The sequence below is a fragment of the Herbiconiux aconitum genome (assembly GCF_024979235.1).
Lineage (GTDB): Bacteria > Actinomycetota > Actinomycetes > Actinomycetales > Microbacteriaceae > Herbiconiux > Herbiconiux aconitum.
This window is the reverse complement of sequence record NZ_JANLCM010000002.1, coordinates 237,901-256,485: the sequence shown is the minus strand read 5'-3', so window position 1 is coordinate 256,485 and position 18,585 is coordinate 237,901. Positions and strand designations below refer to the sequence as shown.

Genomic DNA, 18,585 nt, shown 5'->3' with positions numbered 1-18,585 from the left:
GGCTGGCTCCGAATTCCATCCGAAACCCCGCTTTCATTCTTGGGTTCTGCCTCGCCGTCGGACTAAATAGGAGGTGGTGTCATCGCGAAAAGAGTGGGGTGCGGCGGCGTCGCGAGTTCGCGGCGGCGGTGAAACGCGAACCCGTAACCCGGCGTCGCGCGTCGTCTTCGCCGCCCTGATCGCCGCCTTGCTCGTCGCGGGAGGGGTGGGATTCGGGGCGGGTGCGCCTGCCGCCAGCGCCTCCCCCGAGGCCACTCCGGCACCGGATACGCCCACCGCCGCGCCGCCGTCGGCTCCTGTTCCGAGCGACGAACCCACCGACCCTCCGGGTTCCACCCCTCCGCCCCCGGTGCCCGTCGCCCCCGCGATCCTCTCCCCCGCCGATGGTGCGCTCGTCTCCTCCCCGGTCGAGATCACCGGCACCGGAACCGCCGGAGGATCGCTGCAGATCCTCGTCGCCGGCTCTTCCGAGCCGCTCTGCATCGTGACGCCCGATGACTCCGGCGCGTGGTCGTGCACGGCGTCCGGGCTCCCGAGTTCCCCGTCCACCACGATCCGCGCCGTCGAACCCGTCGCGGGCGGCGACTCCCTCGAAGACACCCTCTCTATCCGGGTGCTGAACGCACCGGTCGTCACCGGCGGACCCCGCGGCACCCTCACCAACGCCGTGGTTCAAGGCTCAGCGATGCCGGGCGCCTCCGTGACCGCGACGACGGGCGAATTCACCTGCACGGGCACGGCCGACGCCTCCGGTGCCTGGTCGTGCGTTCTCGCCGGAGGCATCACCGACGGCGACTACGTGGTCTCTGCCATCCAGACCACACCGTGGTCGGGCGGCGCATCCTCGCCGGCCGGCGACGGCGTGGCCATCGAGGTCGACGTCACTGTGCCGGCCGCGCCCCAGCTGCTCTCACCCCGTTCCGGCCAGGCGTTACCCACGTCAGGCGCTGTGTTCACCGGGTCGGGCGAAGACGGCGCCACGGTCTCGATCTTCGCCGGCGCCTACCCGCTCTGCCAGGTGGTGGTGTCCGGCACGTCGTGGTCGTGCTCGGCTCAGGCCGTCCCGGCGGGAAGCTACCCGGTCGCATTGCTCCAACAAGACCCGGCGGGCAACGTGGGCGTGCAGAGCGCGCCATTGACCTTGCTGTTCCAGGATGCCGCGGGCACCACACCGGGCGCCCCGGGCGGCACCGGCACCACCGCTCCTCCCGCGCCCCCTTCGGCCGGCCAGCCCGGCTCTCCGGATGCCTCGCCTCCGAGCGATGGCGGAGCAGGCGGAGGGGGAACGCCCGGATCACCCCCCGGCACCGACTCCGGCGACCCGGCGGCACCCGGACCGGGCGGATCGCCGATCCCGGGCGCGGAGGTCCCGCCTTCCGACGGCACGTGGACGGATGCCACCCGCTTCACGGCCTCCCTCCAGCCGGCTCTAGGCACCGGCGTCGGCGCGATCTGGTGGATAGCGCTCGCCGTCGCCGGCCTCGCCCTGCTCCTGGTCGCCTTGCCGGCGCGACTGCTCGCGGGAACGATGGAGACGGTCGCCGCACGCGATGGTGCGGAACCCGGCCGCACGCCGGCGGGGCGACGGATGCTCGCCGCCCTCCTCGGCCGCAACCGCTCACGGCATGAATACGACCGTGCCCCCGAGCTGCGGGTCAGCCCGATGGTGACGGCCGGGGCCACGGTGCTGGCTGCGGCGGCGATCGTGACGCTCTCCGGTCCGGTCGAGAATCAGCCCGCCTACCTCCGCCTGTTCCTGGCCGTGGTGGCGGCGCTGGGTCTCGTGAACCTCTTCGCGACCGTGCTGCCCGCTCGGGTGGCCTCCCTCGCCTTCGACATCTCGAGCACCGTGCGGCTGCGCCCGGCGCTCCTTCTCGTCGCGGCCGGACTCGCCCTCGTCTCCCGGCTCGCCGATCTCGAGCCCAGCCTCGTGTTCGGTCTCGTGGCGGGGCTCGCGGTAGCCGACACGGCGAGCGCCGATCCGGCGCGCGGAGCCGATCCGGCGCGCCGGGCCGGCTCAGGGCGCTCTCACGCCCACGCCGTCACCGACCCCGCCGCCCGAGCCAAACTCGCCACGGTGCAGGTGCTCGCTCTCGGCATCCTCGGCTCCGTCGCCTGGCTGGCCTCGGGCGCCCTCGGCGACCAGACCGCATCGAGCGACATCCTGCTCGCCGCGTACGCCGAGTTCCTTCATGTCGTCGTGCTGGCCTCGTTCGGCGCCACCTCAATGCTGCTCCTGCCGATCGGCCGCTCGGCCGGGCGACGGCTGCTCAGCTGGTCGCCGGCCACCTGGCTCGTTCTGGCGGTCGCCTCCTTCACCACCCTCGCCATGCTGTTCGTGCCCGCACTCGCCGCTGCCGCTGCCGACGGGCGCATCGTCGTGCTGCTCGTCGCCGCAGTGGCCTTCGCCGCGATCAGCGTCTCCGCCTGGGCCTGGACCCGCTTCGTGGCCGACGACTCCCCCTGAAAACCGACCTCCACCGTTGCGTCGTGTTACGCAGCCCCGACCCCCTGTTCCCGAACGCGTTTTAGGATCGAAGAGTGACCAACGCCCAGACCTCCCCCACCGGTGACGAATCGGCGCACGCCCACGGACGGCACGCGAGCAATCTGGTCACGCATCCGGCTGCCGACAGCGTGTCACCCGAAGAATTCAAAGCCGCTTTCCGCAACCACCCGGCAGGGGTCGCGGTCATCACGGCCGATGCCGGTGAGGGGCCGGTCGCGCTGACCGCCACCTCGGTGTTCTCGGTGAGCGTCGAGCCGCCGCTCCTGGTGTTCTCGATCTCCGACCTCTCTTCGAGCACGCCCACCATCCGCCGGGCCGACACGGTCGTGGTGCACCTCCTGGGCGCCGCCCAGCTCGACATCGCGAAGCTCGGCGCCACCAGCGGCATCGACCGCTTCGCCGACGGTTCGATCTGGGACAGGCTGCCCACGGGCGAGCCCTACTTCCCCGCCGCGCACGCGTGGATCCGCGGCCGCGTGGTCAACAAGATGGAGGCCGGCGGATCGACCGTGGTCGCTGTGCAGGCCCTGCAGACGAAGGCGCCACCCGCGGGCGACCCCTCTGCCGACGCGGCCGAAGCCGAGCCGCTGGTCTACCACAACCGCACCTGGCACCGCCTCGGCGAGCACTCCAAGATTCAGTAGACCTCGCCGCCTGCGCACCGACGGCTCGCTGTCTACCCCCACTACTGGGGCGGTTGAACTTAGTGCGATCAGGCGCAGACTGGGAAGGAACATCCTCCGGTTCCCTTGCTGGAGGCGACCACGAGTTCCGTCGCCGGGTTACCCGCCCTGCTGAAGCGGACTCGCGGAAGACACCCCGATTCCGACGGACAACGCAGCGCGCCCGTCGGGGAGAGTCCCACCCATGACGAATTCCACCGACATCCGATACGAGCGCATCGGGGCCGACTACTGGCTCGTGCTCGACCAGAGCGACTCCCGCCGCGAGCCCATCGGCTGGGTGCGTGAACGCCTCGTCTTCGAGGCCGGCCGCTACGGCCAGGTGCGCGCCGACCGGCTCTGGACCTCGCTCGAGGCCAGCCGGGTCTGGTTCGCCGAACTCACCCGTGGCGTGCACGAAGGCGCGGCAGGATCTCCTCTCCGTAGAGCCGGATGAATCGCTCCTGATCGGCGCCGGGCCCGTGGAAGACGAGGTGCCGGAAGCCGAGATCGAGGTAGGACTCGATGCGATCCACATGCTCGTCGGGGTCGGTCGACACGATCCAGCGCGCCGCCGTGCGTTCGATCGGAAGGGCGTCGGCGAGCCGCTGCATCTCGATCGGGTCTTCGACCGCCATCTTCTCCTCGGGGGTGAGGGCGAGCGGCGCCCAGTAACGGGTGTCTTGCAACGCACGCTCCCGGTCGTGGTCGAAGGAGACCTTCATCTCCATCAAGGTGTCGACGTCATCAGGTGACCGGTGGCCCTTCTCGATCCCCTCGGCGAGTGCCGGCAGCAGGGTGTCGGTGTAGAGTTCGCGGGCCTTGCCCGAGGTCGTGATGAACCCGGAGGCCATCCGCCCGGCGAGGCGGGTCGCGGCCGGCCCGGACGCGCCGATGTAGATCGGCACCGGCGTCTCCGGCTTGTCGTAGATCGTGGCGTTCTCCGTGCGGAAGAACTGACCCTCGTAGGTCACCCGGTCTTCGCTCCAGAGCGTCTCGATGATCGTGATCGCCTCTTTCAGACGCGCGAAACGCTCTTTCACCTCGGGCCACGGGATGCCCAGGGCTACCTCGTTGAGCGCCTCGCCACTCCCGACTCCGAGAATCACGCGCCCCGGGAACATCGCGCCGAGCGTGCCGAAAGCCTGCGCCACCACGGCGGGGTGGTAGCGGAACGAGGGGGTGAGCACGGAGGTGCCCATGAGGATGCGTTCGGTGCGGGCACCGAGCGCGCCGAGCCACGGCATCGCCGCGGGCGCGTGGCCGCCTTCGTGGTTCCACGGCTGGAAATGGTCGGAGACGAACACCGAGTCGAAACCGGCTTGCTCGGCCAGCACGGCATATTTCAGCAGCTCGGTCGGGCCGAACTGCTCGGCTGACGCCTTGTAGCCGAAGCGGAGGGGAATGGTCATGATCCGAGTCTATGACCGGTGACCGACACCGATCCGGCGGCGTTCAGGATGCGATGAGCGCGACCGCTTGAGCGAACGATTTCACCGTCGTCATCAGCTGGCTCACATCCGGTGCCAGCTCGTGCCCATCGTCGGAGATCACGATCACGCGCGCTTCGGCGATGCGGCAGACCCGGATCTTGTAGTTCACGGAGACCCGCTCGCCCTCGCGCTGCTCGATCACCACGACGTCGGGCGGAAACCCGGGATGCGTCAGCAGCTGGCCGAGCGAAACCGCTTCGATGCGCAACTCGACGCCCGGCACCGACGACAGAGCGGCAACCTTCGTGGCCAGCGCCGCAGGATCGGCGTCGATAAGGGCGACAGTCGTCATCCGGGATTGCGACATCTTCGTCTCCCCTGCACCGCGTCACCCTCGTGAGCATGCGCTCTCGGTTCCATGCTCCCACAACAGTACGGACCGCGGCACCGTTACGCGCCACGCTACGTCGATCGCGCGCATTCTGCATCACTTGCGGTGAGAACCCGTTTAAGTGATCATTCCTCAATGACATCAATGATCAAGCATGGGGTGCGCGCGAGCGCAGGAATGTTCGGGAACTTCCATCCGGAGGGCTGGCATCCTCGGCTGAGGGTGCCGTTGCGCGGGCCGGCTCCCGCCGGTGCCGAACTGGTGTGGACGGTCGGTCGACCCGACGGGGCGCCGTGGTTCGAGCATCGGGTTCCCGTGCCCGAACTCGACGCGGAGCAGACGACGGCGATCGATCTGCAGCGCTGGATGGACGGTGGCGATCTGCCCGAACCCGGGGTCGTCGCTTTCACGCTGCGGATCGTCTCCGAGCTCGACGGCGTCGATGACGTGCTTCACATCGGCGCGCTGACGGCGGTCTCGCTCGATGGCGAGCAGCGATATGCGATCGACAACGACTGGACCCTGGATCTCGCGCTGCTCTGCCTCGACGTCGTCGACGAATACGACGCTCCCCGGCTCACCGCCACGATGTTCCTCAAGGGTCATGTCGACACCTACCGGCTCGAAGCACACTGCTTCTACGAGGGTCGCCGGATCGCCGCGGCGTCGTTCGTCGACAATCGTCACTCCTTCACCGCCAACGACGGCACCGTGGTCGGGCAGGAGATCGCCGTCGTCTTCGACCGGGTGAGGGGCTGGAACAATCTCCGCGACTCCGCGTGGGGTGGAGATTGGCACCTGCTCGACGAGCACGACGGAGGCTATCAGGTGAAGCTCCTGCGGGATTCGGGGGTCGCGCGGGTGATCGACTTCGAGGTCGCCGACGGGCGGATGGTGGCCGTGGGTGCCATCGAAGACGACCCGGCGACCGGCCCCGTCCTGTTCGTCGACGCCGCCGTGCACGGATCGCTCGACGGACCGTGGCGCGCGGGCGGCGGCTCGGCGTTCTACGGGGATGCCGTGACAGCGGCCGACTGGTCGGGCATCGACGCGGTGTACGCCCGCCGGATCGAGCGTTCGGTCGCCCCGGCCCCGGAGTTCGACGACGAGACGGCCGGCGCCCTTCAGGCCTTCGTCGATCGGGCGGAGCGACTCCTCGCCACCTGGGAGGCCGATTTTCTCGAAAGGCGGCCGCCTTTCGACTACGGGCAGGTGCTCCAAGCCGAAGGTGCGCTGTCGGAGAGGACGGGATACGCCGAGCTCCGACACCGCGTGATGACCGTCCCGAGCGAGCATGCCGTCACGATCGACGGGGAGACCGTCACCGTGGAGCGCGTGCAGCAGCGGATCGACGCGATGTTCGCGGCAGCCGAGGCGCGCATCTCCGGTGCCGCTCAGGCCGAGGCCGACGCGCTGGCGCCCTATCGGGCGCTGCTGTGCGGCGACAAACTGGCCGTGTTCGAGGAGCACCCAGCCGACACTTTCCTCTACACCACGACCGACCGACGGGTGATCGAGACACCGGAGGAGCTCGCCGCCGCGGAGTACTGGTTCTTCGAGGGCCCACTCGATCTCCCGAGCACCGCGAGCGTCAACGGCGTGGCGATGAAAGTGACCGTGCAGGGCTGGCGGGTGCTCGGCTGGCGCTTCGACGCCTCGGGAAACATCGTCGACGAATTCGAGACGCAGGGTGCGGGGTCGAGCGCCCCGAAGTCGGCCTTCCAGCGCGCCCAGTAGATCGCCGCCCGGAGTCTCGCCTCGGGACTCGCTCGGAGAGGTCAGCGAGCCGCCGGCTGAGTGGACTCGTAGCGCAGCCGCGGGGTCGGGCGGAAGCGTCCGAGCAGAGCGCCGGCGGCAGCTGCGACGGCCGGGATCACGATGAAGCACACGATTCCGGTGAGCTGGAGTTCGCCGGCCGAGAAGACGTTGAGCAGCACTCCCACACCACTCAGCACGGCGGCGTCGAGAGCGACCATGATCGCGATCTGGTTCTCGCTCCGCAGGGCGATGGCGGTCGCGGCGATGCCGCCGGCCAGCACCACGAGCGAGAGCACGAGCGTCCAGATCCCCAACATGCGCTCATCGTAGCGCTCGCGTACCCCCAGAAAGATCCAGAGGCACGAGATCGCGATGTGGAAGTGATGCTCGAGTCACTCTTCCTCGGCGACGTCCGGGGGTGACCCGGGTGCCTGGCCCCGACTTCCTCGGTGGACGGCACCGACGAACACCTGGATGCCAGCGCCCAGCACGAGCAGGTTCATGACCATCTGCACCATGACGACGAGGCGCGCCATCTGACTCGCGGGAGAGATGTCCCCGAAACCGACTGTCGCGAAGACCGTGACAGTGAAGTACAACGCGTCGAGCCGTGTCAGAGCGCCCGAGGTGAAGTTCTCGACGTCGGCGCTCGACATGAGGAAGTACGACGCCGCGAACAGGAGAAGGTACAGCGGGGCGGTCACGGCGAGCGCTTGAATCGCCCGCACGCGCGGATGTACTGCCCGGGTGATCGCTCGCAACTGCCAGGTCGTGACACAGAGCAACGCGACGAGCGCGACCACGAGGCTGACGGGGATGGGGACGGCGTCGATGAGGGCGAACGGAACTGCGAAATACGCCGCGACCAGGACCGCCGTCGACACCACTGCGCGCAGGAGCCCCCGGAGGATCAGGCGCCGTCGCCGTGCCGACGAAAGTCTCGATGGGCCGGGCTCGGTCACGGTTCCGCCGTCGCTGGGCCGAGGATGACAGCCCAGGAGAGAACGGAGAAGGTGATGGTCTGGCTGAGAGAAGCGGCAGTGCCGATCACGCGCGCGTTGCGATGGCGACCCGACACCGTCTTGCCCCGCGTCGTACCGTATCTCCAGGTCGGCTTCTTCCAGAGCACCTGGTCCTCCTCTCCGGTCGAGTACTGGTCAGCTCGTGGACATCGCAGGCTCCTCCGGATCAGCTGCCGCGTACCCAGCAAGGCAAGCAGCGCGCCTGGGGGGAAACGTCACTCACATCGCATGAACACCGCCGAGGCGATCTCATCGCCATTGTGCGAAGGAGGTGATCGACGCAGGAGTCACGTGCTCTGGGTGATGCTGTTGCCGTCCATGCGGCGCACGCTTGCTCTATGACCACAGCTCAGGGCAAGCGAGGATTCGGATGGCCACTGCTCGTCATAGCAGCCGGGGCGCTCCTGGTCGGCTGCAGTTCGACGGGCTCAAACGAACCGACCACCCCAGCGTCCTCAAGCCCGTCCAGCCCCTCCCCGGACGCGGCCGCAGCGTGCTCGGACGCCGCCGAGCTCAAGTCGTCGGTCCAAAGCCTCACCGAGGTCGAGCCGCTTCAGGATGGGCTCAACGCATTGGAGGCTGCTTCAGCCGACACCAAAGCGGCTTTGGACACCGCCATTGCATCAGCGACAGCAGAGCTCCAGCCGGCGGTCGAGCAGGTCAAGACCGACTTCTCCGCCGTCCAGACCGCCATGAGCGGATTGACGACCGACACCCTCCAGGCGAAAGCACCCGAGATCGTCACGTCGCTCCGCGCGCTGAGCACGGCGCTGGGCTCCCTCGGCGCGACACTGTCTGAGGAGTGTCCCGAGTCATGACCTGAATCAGGGCAGGCCGCGTGCGGTCGCCCAGTTGCCCAGCGCCCGGTTCCGTCGTGCAGGTCGACGTGCGGGTGGGCATGTCGTGCTCCTCTGCGATCAGATCCGTTCGATCTCGGTGGGCCGCCAGCTCTTGTCGAAGAACGGCTGCAGGGGGTTGTAGAGGCGCAGGATGACGAAGAAGCCCTTGCCGGGAACCGTCTGCAACCAGTTGGATTCCTTACCGGCGGGCGCATCCGCGGCGAAGTAGATGTCGGTCGATCCGTTCTCGTTCTGCGCAACGGTGCCCAACTGGCTGCTGAGGTCGGGCTTGGGCTGGCCGGTCTTCAGCATCGACCGTGTCTGACGGTCATAGACCATGACGGACCAGAACCGGCTCTGAGGGATGTCCGGCGGCAGGGTCAGCTTGTACGCGCGCCCGCCGTCGAGGAATTCCTTGTCGCCGTCGCGCATCGTGAAGATGTACTGCGACCCGATCCCGGTCAGGCGCATGCACATCGCCGGGGTGACTCCGGTGTAGGGATAGAACCAGGCGATGCGGCCGTTAAGCTTCCGCGCGCCGTCACTAGGCACGGGGACAGCACCCTCGGGAGTGATCTCGGGTGGTGGCGCGAGGAAGTCGTATCCGGATGTGAAGAGCGGGTTCATCCATCCGGAACCGGGGTAGTACGCCCAGCCCTCCTCCTCGCGGGGCGAGATCGCGATGGTTCGAGCGGTGGCGTTTCCAACCACCACCGCCTCTTCCAGGATTTTGCGCATCCGCGCATCCGGCGCGAACTCCTTGCCCTTGGAGATGCCGATGGAGGCGAGGAGACCGAGCAGTTCGGGGTCGCCGGAGCCCACGGGCTGATCCTGTACGAGCTCGTTGATGAGCTCCCAGTAGCTGAAGTCGTTGGCGGGGATCGTGTTGAACGCGAGTCCCGACCCCTCCACGAATCGCGTCTCCGGAGCAGGCGCTGCCTGCCCGAGGGGTGCCTCGCCGCGCAGGAATGTGCCGACAGCGGTGCCGACGCCGCCTGGGGTGTAGGGGTGAACGCGCAGGCCGTCGCGCAGAACCTGCGCGGGTACGCTCGGGTCGTTGTCGATCAGGAAGGCGCGGAGGAAGAACAGCATGCGGCTGGTGCGCACCTGCGAGACGTGAAAGCCGCTGTCCGGCAACGAACCGTCGTAGTCCGGCCCGACGAAGAGGTAACTGCCACCGGCGGCCCGGTCCGGCCCGGGCAGTCCCATGTCGGTGATCCACCGGAACCACATGTCGTCGGCGGTGCCGAGAATCCCCGACGGCGCCGCGAGCGCCGGCACCTCGACCACCATGGGGCCCTTCGTCAGGTCGAGGACCCCGACGGCGTACACGGTGTCGCAGTTCGCTGTCAGGAAGAGCGACGACGAGTCCATGAGGTCGGAGAAGATGATGACCGAATTGTCTTCCACCCCGACGGAGTGGAGGCCGCGGCGGACTGCCGTCACCGACGCCCCAGGAAAGGCGTTGATGAACGCTTCGACGGCGCGCACGAAGTCGAGGTGGTCGTAGAGCAACTCCGCCGTCGCGGCGGTCGGCGCGCCATCGGTGAACTCGAGCCGGCCGATCCGGCTCTCGATGTGGTCGGGCGTCGACAGTGACGCGACCGTATCCGTTGAAACCGTCGATTGAATGGTCATCACGTTCTCCTCAGTTCGGAGAAACGGTAGGCCGCGTGGTCGAGGCGCACATCACACACAATGCGCGATGTTCAGGAGGGCCTCGACCGCCAGTACCCCCAGAGGGACTCGAACCCTCACTGTGACGATTTTAAGTCGTCTGCCTCTGCCAATTGGGCTATGGGGGCGGGTGCCTCATCGTATCGGTGCCCCGTCGAGGAACGGCGACGCCGCGCATCCGGAGCCCTGTTCGGACAGCGGATGCGCGGCGTGCGACGTGATCGTGCGGGCTATTCGCCGGCGGGCGCTGAGGCCTTCGAAGCGGCCTTCGCACGCGGACGGGAGACCTTCTCCTTCGGCGCATCCGGTGCCGAGTCGGTGGCGGCGACGCCGTTCACCTCGGCTGTCGCGGACGGCTCCGAGGAGTGCGAACCGGGCAATTGAGGATTCGCCGGAGCAGCCGGTGCGGCCGGCGCCGCGGTAGTCGAGGCCTCGACAGCCGGGGCTGCCGGACGCGGACGCGCCGCGAACTTCTCGAACTCGGCGCGCGGGTGCACGCGAGCCTCCAGCGACACGTTGTCGCGACCCAGGAAGAAGTTGTTCACCCAGCCCCAGATGACACGGAACTTGCGCTCCCACGACGGCATCGCCAGGCCGTGGTAGCCGCGGTGTGCGAACCAGGCCGGCAGACCCTTGATGGCCAGGTTGCCCGACTGGAACACACCGATGCCGATACCGAGACCGGCCACCGCACCCATGTTCTTGTGGAAGTAGTCCTTGACGCCTTCGCCACGCAGCTCGGCGACGATGTTCTTCGCGAGCAGCTTGCCCTGGCGCACCGCGTGCTGAGCGTTCGGCACGCAGAAGCCGCCGACGCCGCCGCCGGTGAGGTCGGGCACGGCACACACGTCGCCGGCACCCCAGGCGCCTTCGACGATGCCGTCGTCGCCCTCGACCCGCAGGTCGGCGCGCACGCGCAGCCGCCCGCGCTCTTCGAGCGGAAGACCGTACTGCTTGATGTCGGGAGTCGCCATGACCCCGGCCGTCCAGATGATGAGGTCGGACTCGAAGCTCTCGCCGGTGGACAGCTCGATCACGCCGCCCACAGCCGACTTGAGCTGGGTGTCGAGGTGGATCTGCGCCCCGCGCTCCGCCAGGTTCTTGATGACCCAGAGCGAGGTGGGAATGCTGACCTCGGGCATGATGCGGCCCATGGCCTCGATCAGGTGGAAGTGCGTGTCTTCGAAGTCGATCTCGGGGTAGGTCTCCACGAGGGCGCTCACGAACGAACGCAGCTCCGCGAACACCTCGATGCCCGCGAATCCGCCGCCGACGACCACCACGGTGAGCAGGCGATCCCGCTCGGGGCCGGCCGGCAGCTGAGCCGCCTTGTCGAAGTTCGTGAGGATGCGGTCGCGGATGGCGGTCGCTTCCTCGATCGTCTTGAGCCCGATGGCCTCGTCGGCCACCCCCGGGATCGGGAAGGTGCGCGAGACGGCACCGGCCGTGATCACGATGTGGTCGTAGCTCTCTTCCCACGCCTCACCGGCGGCGGGAACGATCGTCGCCGTCCTGGCGTCGTGATTCACCCCGGTGACCTTGCCCGCGACCACCCGCGTCTTCTTCAGGTGACGACGGATGCCGACCACCGCGTGGCGCGGCTCGATCGATCCGGCCGCGACCTCGGGAAGGAAGGGCTGGTACGTCATGTACGGCAGCGGGTCGACGACCGTGACCTCGGCCTCACCGGACCTCAGCCACTTCTCGAGTTTCCATGCGGTGTAGAACCCGGCGTATCCGCCGCCGACGATGAGGATCTTGGGCACAGTGAAACGATCTCCTAGGTAGGGGGGCCTTCATACAATCTACTACTTGCGAAGCAGCCCTCTGAAATGCGAGACCGCCCCGAGGGCGAACGTCGCCATCAGGATGAGGAACCCGAGCAGGAGCCCCAGCGGCACCGCCCAATGGATGAGAGTGTACACCTCGGGCCGATCAGCGGCCCGAGGCGGGGCACTCGTGCCCGTCTCCGCTCCGTTCGGGGCGGGCGGTGGCGGCGGAATGAGCAGCGAGTCGAGCGATCCGCCTCCCGACGCCGGGCGGTAGGTGGCGATCCAGGCCGCCAGGTCGCCGATCGGATTCGCCGAGACGGGGTCGACGGATGCCGTCACCGCGGCCTCCGCATCGACTAGACCGTAGCCGTAGATCGGCCCCGGCACGGGGTCGCCCTGGGGTTCGGCCGTGGCGATGATGCGGTTGATCACATTGTCGGCGGTGAGCTCGGGATAGGCCGACTTCACGAGGGCCGCGAGCCCGCTCACCAGAGGTGCTGCGCCGCTCGTGCCGTCCCACAGCACGTATCCTCCGCCCGGCACCACGCCGACGAGCTGCTCGCTCGGTGCCGCGACGGCGATGGTGATGCCCTGTGAGGAGGCGTCGAAGCTCGCCTCCCCCGCCTTGTCGACCCCCGCGACCGCGACGACCCCGGGGATGGTGGCGGGCGCACCCACCTCGGTGGTGCCGCTCCCCCGGTTGCCCGCCGCGGCCACCACCACGACGTCATGGTCGAAGGCGTAGGTGAACGCGTCGTCCCAACTCTGCGGCCAATCGAGGCTGTTGCGGGTGAGCGACATGTTGATCACGTCGGCACCGTGGTCGACCGCCCAGCGCACCGCGTGCGCGATCTGCTCGTCGGAGTCCACCGACCCGGCACCCAGGGCGACCGAGATCGACAGCAGCGACGCTTCGGGGGCGACGCCGATCACACCGTTCCCGGGGCCGGTTCCGCGGCCGGCGATGAGCGAGGCCACCATCGTGCCGTGTTCTGAACTCTCGCCCACCGGGGTCTGGCCGTTCGCCGAACCGATGCCCGAGACATCCGTTCCGTCGACGACGGCGCCCTGCAACTCGGCGACGCTGCCGTCGACCCCGGTGTCGATCACCGCGACCGTCGCTCCCGCCCCGCGCGTCGTGTTCCAGGCCGCGCTGAAGCCGTAGTCGCTCAGCCAGTACTCCATGTCGCGGATCGAGTCGGCGCGCGCCGACTGCACGGAGCCGATCGGCGCGATGCCCACGACGCACACCACAGCGAACGCGCCGACGAAGAGGAACGGCCGACCCCCTTGCATTCGGCGCCGTCGCATCAGGCGTCGATCAGGTAGTCGACGCACTCGCAGACCTCGGGCGACCAGTCGCCTCGCGCCAAGGCGAGGTCGCCGATCGGGTTGACGCCGGGGCCGGCAGCGAGAGCGTGCGCGGCGAGGGCATGCAGGCATTTCACCCGGGTGGGCATGCCACCGGCGGAGATGCCCGCGATCTCCACCACATCGCCGAACGACGCACGATCGGCCAGATACGCCTGGTGAGCGGCGTGATAGGCGCCCGACAGCTCCTCGTCGACGAGTGCATCCTGCAGCTCGACCATGACGTGCTCGGCCTCGAGGTCGCTCATCGCGGCGGTGGCCGCCGGGTGCGACAGGTAGTAGAGCGTCGGGAACGGTGTGCCGTCTGCCAGGCGCGGCGCGGTGGCCACGACGGTCGGGTTGCCGCACACGCAGCGCGCCGCGATGCCCAGCACGTTACGCACCGGCCGCCCGAGCTGAGCGGATGCGACAGCGAGGTCGTGCTCGCTGGCCGGCTCGAAGGGCGGGGTGGTCATTGCACGGTTCCGTTCGACTGGAGTTCTTCGGGTGTCTGGGTGGAGAGCCCGGCGGTCATGCCGGAGGCGAACAGCGACGACAGCCAGTCGACGTTCGTGGTGCTGATGGAGTCGCTCACCGGCGCATCCGTCGATCCGGCGCTCGGCACGTCGTCGATGATGAGAAAACTGGTCTCGCCCGGCATCACGTAGTAGAGGCGGTCGCGGGCTTCGGCCTTGATGTAGGCCGGGTCGCTCCAGCGGGCGATCTGCGAGGTCAGATCATTGTTCTGCTCCGACTTCGCGTCGACCTCGGCCTGCAGCGCGGCGAGCTCCTGCCGCTGCTCGATGTAGAGCCGAAGGCCCGGCGCGACGATGATGACGAACATCACGATCACCACGAACATGAGCACCGTGAATCCGGAGAACCGGATGCTCCGCAGCCAGTTACCGGGCGGCGGAGCTCCCCCCGCCGCGGAGTTCTGCGGCAGCGCCACCGGCACCCGAACGGGCCGGGCCTTCGATGTGCGCTGCCGCATGAGAACTACCTTCGATCGACTCCGAGGCGAGGAATGCCTAGGCCGAGAAACGAGGGAACGCGCCGCGACCGGCGTAGACCGCCGCCTCGGCGAGCTCTTCTTCGATCCTCAGGAGCTGATTGTACTTCGCGACGCGCTCGCTTCGGGCAGGCGCACCGGTCTTGATCTGACCCGCATCCGTGGCGACGGCGAGGTCGGCGATCGTGGTGTCCTCGGTCTCGCCGGAGCGGTGCGAGAGGATCGCTGTCATGCCGGAGCGCTGGGCGAGCGAGACGGCGTCGAGCGTCTCGGTGAGCGTGCCGATCTGGTTGACCTTCACCAGGATCGAGTTGCCGGTGCCGCGGGCGATGCCGGTAGCCAGACGGGCGGGGTTGGTGACGAACAGGTCGTCGCCCACCAGCTGCACCTTCGAGCCGATCTCGGAGGTGAGGTGTGCCCAGCCGTCCCAGTCGTCTTCGTTCAGCGGGTCTTCGATCGAGACCAGCGGGTAGTTCGCCACGAGGTCGGCGAAGTACGCCGACATCTCCTGCGACGAGCGCTGCTGTCCTTCGAAGGTGTAGGCACCGTTGTCGTAGAACTCCGAGGCCGCGACGTCGAGCGCGAGCGCGATGTCTTTGCCCGGAGTGAAGCCGGCCTGCTGGATGGCTTCGAGGATGAAGTCGAGCGCCTCGCGGTTGTTCGGGAGCTCGGGAGCGAAGCCGCCCTCGTCGCCGAGGCCGGTCGAGAGGCCCTTGGACTTCAGGAGCGACTTGAGCGAGTGGTAGGTCTCGACACCCCAGCGGAGCGCCTCGGAGAAGGTCTCGGCGCCGAGCGGCACGGCCATGAACTCCTGGATGTCGACACCGGTGTCGGCGTGCGCGCCACCGTTGACGATGTTCATCAGCGGCACGGGCAGGGTGTGGGCGTTGGGGCCGCCGACGTAGCGGAACAGCGGCAGGTCGGCCGAGTCGGCCGCGGCGCGGGCGACGGCCAGCGACACGCCGAGGATGGCGTTCGCGCCGAGACGCTTCTTGTTCTCGGTGCCGTCGAGCGCGATCATCGCGGCGTCGACGAGGCGCTGGTCGGCGGCGTCGAAGCCCTCGAGCGCCGGGCCGATCTCGTCGATGACGGCGTCGACGGCCTTCTCCACGCCCTTGCCGAGGTAGCGGCCCTTGTCGCCGTCGCGCAGCTCGTACGCCTCGAAGGCGCCGGTGGAGGCGCCGGACGGAACAGCGGCGCGCGAGACGACGCCGTCTTCGAGAAGCACCTCGACCTCGATGGTCGGGTTACCCCGGGAGTCAAGAATTTCACGAGCGCCAACGGCTTCGATGAGTGCCACGGGTGGTTTCTCCTCAGGTTTTCGAACACATTCGTTCAGGCAAGATGGGAGCGCTGACCGTGCGCCCGCCGCTGGCTAGTCTAACGATTCGCGGGCGAGGGCCTGCATGGTCATGACGGCGTCGAACAACCATCGGGTGAACTCTGCGTCGTCGTCCGCGTCGAGCGGACGGTGCAGCGCGCAGTCGACAGCGGACATCACGAGGGTGACCGCGAGCTGCGCGCGCTCGGGCGTGGTGCGCTCTTCGGTCAGCGCGATCACCTGCAGCCGCAGCTCCGACGCGAGCTTGATCACGTCGGGGGCGAGCTCCGGACGGCGTGCGAGCAGCTCGCGCAGGGCCGCGCGATCCACCCCGTCGCGCGCCGTGGAGTCCATGATGTCGCCGACGAGGGTGCAGAGATCGCGAACCAGCCCCTTCTCTCCCGCGCCGCGCAGGAACGTCTCGCGTTGCGCATCCGTCACCACGAATGCCGACAATCCCACGATGGCCGAGACCTTCGACGGGAAGTAGTTGAAGAAGGTGCGGCTCGAGACACCGGCCTCCGAGCAGATCGCGTCGACGGATGCCTGCCCGGCGCCGCTCTCGGCCACGAGGCGGAGGGCCGCCTCGTGGATGGCGGTGCGCGTCTCCACTTTCTTGCGTTCGCGCAGAGATGGTCGTTCCCGCGTGCTCATCGTCGCGTCGGTGGTGCGCGTCGTCATCGTCGCTCGATGCCGTCGTTGAAGGCGCCCAGCAAGCGCACGAACTGCTCGAGATCGTTCTCGCTCCAGTCGTCGAGGATGTCGGCGTAGGCCGCCTGCACGTCTCGGCGGATGCTCCCCATCCGTTCGACCGTCTCGGCCGTCGGCGCGTAGAGACTGGCCCGCCGGTCGTCGGGATCGGGCACGCTGGTGACGAACCCGAGGTCTTTGAGGATGCGGAGCTGGCGGCTCACCGCGCTCTTGTCCATGCCGACGCTCGCGATGATCGCGCCCGGCGGAGTGGGGTGGTGGGCCACGATCTGGCGCAGCACCAGATACCCCGATGGCTGGATCTCGGGCGAGAAACGCGCGGCCGTCTCGAGCAGCGTGATGCGCACGGCCCGCACGATTCGCGCCATCTCGCCCTCCACGGCGAGGAGGGCGGCGGCGCGTTCGTCAGAGGTCACAGCCTCCAGGGTAGTGGCGGTGCTCACGCCCTCTCCGTGGCCTCCCCCGGCGCGGCCTGGGAAGCCGCTTGGAGTTCGATCTCCTCCTGGCCTTCGGGGTCGCCGGCGATCTCGGCGGCCGAGACCGCGACGAGGGTCGCCGCCTCCGCTTCGGCGATCTGCTCGACCGAGGTCTTCGTGCCGAGGCTGCGTGCCGGGAGCAGCGAGATGGCGATGATGGAGATGATGGCGAGCGGAACGGCCAGCAGGAAGACATCCGCGACGGCCTCGCCGTAGGCCGACTCCACCAGGGTGCGGATGGGGCCCGGCAGCGTGCTGAGATTCGGGATGCCGCCGTCGCCCAGATTGCCGGCCTGGGCCGGGTCGATGCCCATCTTCACGATGCCGTCGGTGACGAGCGTCGTGATGCGGCTTCCGAGCACAGCGCCCATCACGCTCACACCGATGGTTCCACCGAGGCTGCGGAAGAAGGCGACCGAGGCGCTGGCGGTGCCGATCTGGCGCGGATCGACCGCGTTCTGCACGATCAGTACGAGGTTCTGCATCACCATGCCGACGCCCGAACCCATCACGAACATGAAGAGGAAGACCAGGACGAAGCTGGTGTCGTAGCGGATCGTGCCCATCAGCGCCAGGCCGATCGTGAGCAGGACCGAACCGGTGACCATGTAGCGCTTCCACTTGCCAGTGCGGCTGATCACCTGGCCGATCACGATGCTCGAGATCAGCACACCACCGATCATCGGGATGGTGAGCAGGCCCGATTCGGTCGGTGTCTTGCCACGCGCCAGCTGCATGTACTGGCTGAGGAAGACGCTGGTGCCGAACATCGCGACGCCCACCGAGATGCTGGCGATGACCGCCAGCCAGAAGGTGCGGTTCTTGAAGAGCGTCATCGGAATGATGGGCTCCTTCACCTTGAGCTCGGTGACGACGGCTGCGGCGAGGAGCAGCACGGCGCCGCCGACCATCGCGATGCTCGCCACCGAACCCCACTCGAACTGGTTGCCCGCGAGGGTGACCCAGATGAGCAGGAGCGAGACCCCCGCGGCGATCAGCACCGCCCCCAGGTAGTCGATGGTGACCTTGCGCTTGTGGGTGGGGATGTGCAGCGTCTTCTGCAGCACGATGATGGCCGCGATGGCGAACGGAACCGCGATGTAGAAGTTCCAGCGCCATCCGGCCGAGTCGGTGATGACTCCGCCGAGCAGCGGGCCGCCGACCGTGGCGACGGCCATCACGGCGCCGAGCAGACCCATGTAGCGGCCGCGTTCGCGCGGCGGGATGATGTCGGCCATAACGACCTGCACGAGGGCGGTGAGGCCTCCCGCGCCGAGACCCTGCAGCACGCGGAAGAAGATCAGCATCTCGGTGTTCTGCGCGAGGCCCGCGAGACCGGAGCCCACGACGAAGACGACCAGGGAGATCTGGATGAGCAGCTTGCGGTTCGTGAGGTCGGCGAGCTTGCCCCAGATGGGCGTCGACACGGTGGTGGCGAGCAAGGTCGAGGTGACCACCCAGGTGTAGCCGGCCTGCGTGCCGCCCAGGTCGCCGATGATCTTCGGGAGGGAACTCGAGACGACGGTGCTGGCCAGCAGGGCCACGAACATGCCGAGCAGGAGGCCCGAGAGCGGCACGAGCACCTGCCGGCGCGTGCGAGGGGTGCCTGCGATCGGGGAGGTTTCAGTAGAAGTGAGCGACACGATTCTCCA

Annotated in this window: 19 protein-coding genes and 1 tRNA gene; 5 read left to right on the top strand and 15 right to left on the bottom strand. The window is 68.3% G+C overall.

Translation table 11 applies throughout. The features are described from left to right. Window positions 1–76: 76 nt before the first annotated feature. From N1027_RS12760 to N1027_RS12750, 3 genes are all read left to right on the top strand, one after another. On the top strand, window positions 77–2,467 hold the full coding sequence (locus N1027_RS12760) for an Ig-like domain-containing protein (RefSeq protein ID WP_259508444.1): 2,391 nt from the start codon (window positions 77–79) through the stop codon (window positions 2,465–2,467). A gap of 143 nt (window positions 2,468–2,610) precedes the next feature. Continuing rightward, window positions 2,611–3,153 carry a flavin reductase family protein gene (locus N1027_RS12755; protein WP_259510358.1) on the top strand — a complete coding sequence of 181 codons (543 nt, stop codon included), beginning with the start codon at window positions 2,611–2,613 and terminating at the stop codon, window positions 3,151–3,153. Window positions 3,154–3,376: 223 nt separating this feature from the next. Then, window positions 3,377–3,628 carry a hypothetical protein gene (locus N1027_RS12750; protein WP_259508442.1) on the top strand — a complete coding sequence of 84 codons (252 nt, stop codon included), beginning with the start codon at window positions 3,377–3,379 and terminating at the stop codon, window positions 3,626–3,628. Here the strand turns inward: N1027_RS12750 and fgd are convergent. Both fgd and N1027_RS12740 read right to left on the bottom strand, forming a co-directional pair. Next, the gene (gene fgd / locus N1027_RS12745; protein WP_259508440.1) at window positions 3,573–4,583 is read right to left on the bottom strand and encodes a glucose-6-phosphate dehydrogenase (coenzyme-F420); all 1,011 of its coding nucleotides are present in this window, start codon (window positions 4,581–4,583) and stop codon (window positions 3,573–3,575) included. The genes N1027_RS12750 and fgd overlap by 56 nt on opposite strands. Before the next feature lie 43 nt (window positions 4,584–4,626). Further along, window positions 4,627–4,956, bottom strand: a complete 330-nt coding sequence (locus tag N1027_RS12740) for a hypothetical protein (RefSeq protein ID WP_259508438.1) — start codon at window positions 4,954–4,956, stop codon at window positions 4,627–4,629. Window positions 4,957–5,130: 174 nt separating this feature from the next. Between N1027_RS12740 and N1027_RS12735 the strand changes: the two genes are divergently transcribed. After that, entirely contained in the window at window positions 5,131–6,732 is a 1,602-nt protein-coding gene (locus tag N1027_RS12735; protein WP_259508436.1) for a hypothetical protein, read from the top strand. Between the two features lie 41 nt (window positions 6,733–6,773). On the opposite strand, the gene N1027_RS12730 is transcribed toward N1027_RS12735, so the two are convergent. From N1027_RS12730 to N1027_RS12720, 3 genes are all read right to left on the bottom strand, one after another. Beyond that, window positions 6,774–7,070 (bottom strand): hypothetical protein, encoded by a 297-nt coding sequence (locus N1027_RS12730; protein ID WP_259508435.1) that lies wholly within the window; start codon window positions 7,068–7,070, stop codon window positions 6,774–6,776. Window positions 7,071–7,145: 75 nt separating this feature from the next. After that, window positions 7,146–7,715, bottom strand: a complete 570-nt coding sequence (locus N1027_RS20150) for a potassium channel family protein (protein ID WP_259508433.1) — start codon at window positions 7,713–7,715, stop codon at window positions 7,146–7,148. Then, window positions 7,712–7,882, bottom strand: coding sequence for a hypothetical protein (locus N1027_RS12720; protein WP_259508431.1), 171 nt, complete (start codon window positions 7,880–7,882; stop codon window positions 7,712–7,714). The genes N1027_RS20150 and N1027_RS12720 overlap by 4 nt, the downstream gene beginning before the upstream one ends. Before the next feature lie 231 nt (window positions 7,883–8,113). On the opposite strand from N1027_RS12720, the gene N1027_RS12715 reads away from it, so the two are divergent. After that, window positions 8,114–8,593: a hypothetical protein gene (locus N1027_RS12715; RefSeq protein ID WP_259508430.1), complete on the top strand. Its 480-nt coding sequence runs from the start codon at window positions 8,114–8,116 to the stop codon at window positions 8,591–8,593. Window positions 8,594–8,692: 99 nt separating this feature from the next. Here the strand turns inward: N1027_RS12715 and N1027_RS12710 are convergent, their stop codons facing one another. The 10 genes from N1027_RS12710 to N1027_RS12665 all read right to left on the bottom strand — a co-directional run bounded on the left by N1027_RS12710 (window position 8,693) and on the right by N1027_RS12665 (window position 18,576). After that, window positions 8,693–10,252 carry a DUF1254 domain-containing protein gene (locus N1027_RS12710; protein ID WP_259508428.1) on the bottom strand — a complete coding sequence of 520 codons (1,560 nt, stop codon included), beginning with the start codon at window positions 10,250–10,252 and terminating at the stop codon, window positions 8,693–8,695. A 93-nt stretch (window positions 10,253–10,345) separates the two neighbouring features. Further along, window positions 10,346–10,419: transfer RNA gene (locus N1027_RS12705), tRNA-Leu, on the bottom strand. 102 nt (window positions 10,420–10,521) lie between these two features. Further along, complete coding sequence (locus N1027_RS12700) at window positions 10,522–12,057, bottom strand: NAD(P)/FAD-dependent oxidoreductase (RefSeq protein WP_259508426.1); 1,536 nt, start codon at window positions 12,055–12,057, stop codon at window positions 10,522–10,524. Between the two features lie 42 nt (window positions 12,058–12,099). After that, a complete protein-coding gene (locus tag N1027_RS12695) occupies window positions 12,100–13,374 on the bottom strand; it encodes a S8 family serine peptidase (RefSeq protein ID WP_259508424.1) in 1,275 nt (424 codons plus the stop codon). After that, window positions 13,374–13,889: a DUF501 domain-containing protein gene (locus tag N1027_RS12690; RefSeq protein WP_259508422.1), complete on the bottom strand. Its 516-nt coding sequence runs from the start codon at window positions 13,887–13,889 to the stop codon at window positions 13,374–13,376. Before N1027_RS12690 ends, N1027_RS12695 begins: the two co-directional genes overlap by 1 nt. Then, the gene (locus tag N1027_RS12685; RefSeq protein ID WP_259508421.1) at window positions 13,886–14,407 is read right to left on the bottom strand and encodes an FtsB family cell division protein; all 522 of its coding nucleotides are present in this window, start codon (window positions 14,405–14,407) and stop codon (window positions 13,886–13,888) included. The genes N1027_RS12690 and N1027_RS12685 overlap by 4 nt, the downstream gene beginning before the upstream one ends. 37 nt (window positions 14,408–14,444) lie before the next feature. Further along, window positions 14,445–15,725 (bottom strand): phosphopyruvate hydratase, encoded by a 1,281-nt coding sequence (gene eno, locus N1027_RS12680; protein ID WP_259508420.1) that lies wholly within the window; start codon window positions 15,723–15,725, stop codon window positions 14,445–14,447. 75 nt (window positions 15,726–15,800) lie between these two features. After that, window positions 15,801–16,427 carry a TetR/AcrR family transcriptional regulator gene (locus N1027_RS12675; protein ID WP_259508418.1) on the bottom strand — a complete coding sequence of 209 codons (627 nt, stop codon included), beginning with the start codon at window positions 16,425–16,427 and terminating at the stop codon, window positions 15,801–15,803. Next, window positions 16,424–16,900 carry a MarR family winged helix-turn-helix transcriptional regulator gene (locus tag N1027_RS12670; protein ID WP_259508417.1) on the bottom strand — a complete coding sequence of 159 codons (477 nt, stop codon included), beginning with the start codon at window positions 16,898–16,900 and terminating at the stop codon, window positions 16,424–16,426. The genes N1027_RS12675 and N1027_RS12670 overlap by 4 nt, the downstream gene beginning before the upstream one ends. Then, window positions 16,897–18,576: an MDR family MFS transporter gene (locus N1027_RS12665; protein ID WP_259508415.1), complete on the bottom strand. Its 1,680-nt coding sequence runs from the start codon at window positions 18,574–18,576 to the stop codon at window positions 16,897–16,899. Before N1027_RS12665 ends, N1027_RS12670 begins: the two co-directional genes overlap by 4 nt. Window positions 18,577–18,585 lie beyond the last annotated feature (9 nt).

Bases quoted from the DNA above. Each gene is read 5' to 3' on its own strand.
- N1027_RS12750 (WP_259508442.1), top strand. From the start codon at position 3,377: ATGACGAATTCCACCGACATCCGATACGAGCGCATCGGGGCCGACTAC.
- fgd (WP_259508440.1), bottom strand. From the start codon at position 4,583: ATGACCATTCCCCTCCGCTTCGGCTACAAGGCGTCAGCCGAGCAGTTC.
- N1027_RS12740 (WP_259508438.1), bottom strand. From the start codon at position 4,956: ATGACGACTGTCGCCCTTATCGACGCCGATCCTGCGGCGCTGGCCACG.
- N1027_RS12735 (WP_259508436.1), top strand. From the start codon at position 5,131: ATGACATCAATGATCAAGCATGGGGTGCGCGCGAGCGCAGGAATGTTC.
- N1027_RS12730 (WP_259508435.1), bottom strand. From the start codon at position 7,070: ATGTTGGGGATCTGGACGCTCGTGCTCTCGCTCGTGGTGCTGGCCGGC.
- N1027_RS12715 (WP_259508430.1), top strand. From the start codon at position 8,114: ATGACCACAGCTCAGGGCAAGCGAGGATTCGGATGGCCACTGCTCGTC.
- N1027_RS12710 (WP_259508428.1), bottom strand. From the start codon at position 10,252: ATGACCATTCAATCGACGGTTTCAACGGATACGGTCGCGTCACTGTCG.
- N1027_RS12695 (WP_259508424.1), bottom strand. From the start codon at position 13,374: ATGCGACGGCGCCGAATGCAAGGGGGTCGGCCGTTCCTCTTCGTCGGC.
- N1027_RS12690 (WP_259508422.1), bottom strand. From the start codon at position 13,889: ATGACCACCCCGCCCTTCGAGCCGGCCAGCGAGCACGACCTCGCTGTC.
- N1027_RS12685 (WP_259508421.1), bottom strand. From the start codon at position 14,407: ATGCGGCAGCGCACATCGAAGGCCCGGCCCGTTCGGGTGCCGGTGGCG.
- N1027_RS12675 (WP_259508418.1), bottom strand. From the start codon at position 16,427: ATGACGACGCGCACCACCGACGCGACGATGAGCACGCGGGAACGACCA.